Annotated in this window: 1 protein-coding gene and 2 pseudogenes; 1 reads left to right on the top strand and 2 read right to left on the bottom strand. The window is 68.1% G+C overall.

Going from position 1 to position 2515, the window contains the following annotated elements; all coding sequences use genetic code 11:
* Positions 1 to 417: pseudogene (locus WBA11_RS00630) on the top strand (cation:proton antiporter); the annotation flags it as partial.
* Positions 418 to 454: 37 nt separating this feature from the next.
* Here WBA11_RS00630 and WBA11_RS00625 read toward each other — a convergent pair.
* Both WBA11_RS00625 and WBA11_RS00620 read right to left on the bottom strand, forming a co-directional pair.
* The gene (locus WBA11_RS00625; protein ID WP_424518799.1) at positions 455 to 2215 is read right to left on the bottom strand and encodes an ATP-binding protein; all 1761 of its coding nucleotides are present in this window, start codon (positions 2213 to 2215) and stop codon (positions 455 to 457) included.
* A gap of 49 nt (positions 2216 to 2264) precedes the next feature.
* Positions 2265 to 2515, bottom strand: a pseudogene (locus WBA11_RS00620) (nitronate monooxygenase); the annotation flags it as partial.

Genomic DNA, 2515 nt, shown 5'->3' with positions numbered 1-2515 from the left:
GTCCTCGGGTTTGCCGAGCAACTCGAGCGGATCGGAGCCGTGATTCTGGTGGTCTTGGTGGGGGCGCTGCTCCACCGAGCAGACTGGTCCCTGGACATGCTGTGGTTCGTGCCCGCCGTCTTCTTGGTCGTCCGACCATTCGCGGTCTGGATCGGCATGGCCGGCTCGTCGACGACGGGCCTTCAGCGCGAGTTGATCGCGTGGTTTGGGGTCCGAGGCATCGGGTCGGTGTACTACCTCATGTTCGCCGAGGTGCACGACCTCCAAGACGGCTTTACCGAGATTCTCTTGGGGCTCGTCCTGACCGTCATCGCGTGCAGCATCGTCGTCCACGGGCTGTCCGTGACGCCCGTGATGGCGTGGTACAGCCGCCGGGCCACGAGCCAGGAGCGTGAAGCCGAGCAAATGGAGGACTAGTCGCCTTCGAGGCCGCGCAGGCGCTGGATGCGCCGGCCTAGTGGCTCTCGAAGGCGAGGTGTCGGCTGGGAGTGTTGGCGAGGGCTTTGGCGAGGGCGTCCCGTTGGATCGGCTTTGAGACGTAGCCGTCAGCGCCGGCCTCGAGGCAGCGGTCGCGGTCGCCCTCCATGGCGTTGGCCGTGAGCGCGATGACGGTGGGCTGCACGTCGTCCTCGAGGTCGGCACGCAGCCGGCGGGTGGCCTCGAGGCCGTCCATGACCGGCATCTGGACGTCCATCAGCACCACGTCGTACGGCCGGCCGGCCGCGGCGGCTCGGAGCAGGGCGTCGAGCGCCTGCGCTCCGTCGGGGGCGACGTCGGCCTCGAGGCCGAACGCGGCGAGTGTTCGCACGGCCACCTTCTGGTTGACGACGTTGTCCTCGGCGACCAGCACGCGCAGCCCGGCCGGAATCGAGGACGGAGGCTCGACGGGGCGCGGAGCCGTCTCTTCTCGAGTCTCCGTGGTGCCGACAGCCACCTCGAGGACGAACGCGGAGCCCTGGCCGGGCGCGCTCGTGACGGTGAGCGAGCCGCCCATCAACTCGGCGAGGTGTCGGGAGATGGCCAGCCCCAGCCCGGTCCCGCCGTAGTTCCTCGTCGTCGACGAGTCGGCCTGGGTGAATGCCTCGAACAGCTCCTTCTGATGGTCCGGTTTGATCCCGATCCCCGTGTCTTCGACCTCGAGCCGGAGCCGGCCCGGCGACGTGTTCACACGGACGGTGACGCCGCCGTCGTGCGTGAACTTGACGGCGTTCGAGAGCAGGTTGAGGAGGATCTGCCGGATGCGCGTTGGGTCTCCCACGACGGCCTTCGGGACCCCGTCCTCGAGGTCGACCTCGAGAGTGAGGCCCGCGCGTTCAGCCTCAAGCCGGACGACGGCCGCGGACTCGCGGGCCAAGCGAGCGGGGTCGAACGGGATGGACTCGATCTCGACGGCACCGGCCTCGATCTTCGACAGGTCCAGGATGTCGTTGATGATGGTGAGCAAGGCGTGGCCAGACGCTTGGACCGTTCCGGCGAGATCGCGCTGGTCGTCGTCGAGGTCGGAGTCCAAGAGCAGGTCCGTCATCCCAATGACCCCGTTCATGGGCGTGCGGATCTCGTGGCTCATCGTCGCCAGGAAATCGGACTTGGCACGGGCGGCGCTTTCCGCCTGCTCACGAGCGTTCTCGGCGATCGACTGGGCCTCTGCCAAGTCTGCGTTGGCCGTGGCGAGATCACGGTTCGACGCTCGGAGCGCGTCTTCCATGTTGATCCGAACGGCCGCTGTGAGCGTCAGTGCTCCCGCCCACAGAGCGAGACAGAGCGCGAGCGGCGCGGCGAACGAGACCGAGAGCCATCCCGCCAACGCACAACCGACGACGCTCCCGACCGACACGACGCCGTACAGCACGGGCTCCCACCACCGCCGAGCCAGGGCGGAGATCCCAGCGCCCGACACGGCGGGTACCATCAGCAGCCAGGGGATGATCTGCGCCTGCCCAACGAGGTCAGTGGCTGCCACGGGCTGAATCGTGAGCGCCGTGTCGACGGCCGTCACGAAGATCGCGAGCGCGAGAGCGATCTCGCGTGCGTGGCGTCGGGCGGGGTCCCAGACGTAGAGGAGGACCCCGATCGCTACCACTCCCAGGTAGAGCGCGATCCCTCCCCCGTAGTCCAGGGTGCCGCGCTCCGAGAAAGCGACTGTGATAGCGACCCCGATCACGCCGCCGAGCGCGATAAACAGCGAATAGAAGGTGTCTCTTGGGGATCGGGTCATGGCATGACCGATGATGGCACATCGGGTATCGATCCCGACGGTCACATCTTTACCGCGACGCCCAGGCTGAGAGCACCTGCTCGGCCTCTCGCACAACCTCGAGGACGACGTCGCGAGCCGGCACCACGGATGAGACCAGCCCTGCGCTTTGACCCGCGTACAGCGCCAGGTCGTCGACGGCGCCCAGGGGCGTGTCCGGTGTCGGGATGACGTCGTCGTAGCGCACGACGCCGGGGACGACCTCGAGGCCGGCGCCGGGGCGGTCCGTCGGAGGGCGTCCGGCCCGTTCCCACGTAGAGA

This window comes from Rubrivirga sp. (genome assembly GCF_049648075.1).
Classification (GTDB): domain Bacteria; phylum Bacteroidota; class Rhodothermia; order Rhodothermales; family Rubricoccaceae; genus Rubrivirga.
This window is presented reverse-complemented; position numbering and strand designations above follow the sequence as displayed.

Coding starts and splice junctions, on each gene's coding strand:
- WBA11_RS00625 (WP_424518799.1), bottom strand. CDS start 2,215: ATGACCCGATCCCCAAGAGACACCTTCTATTCGCTGTTTATCGCGCTC.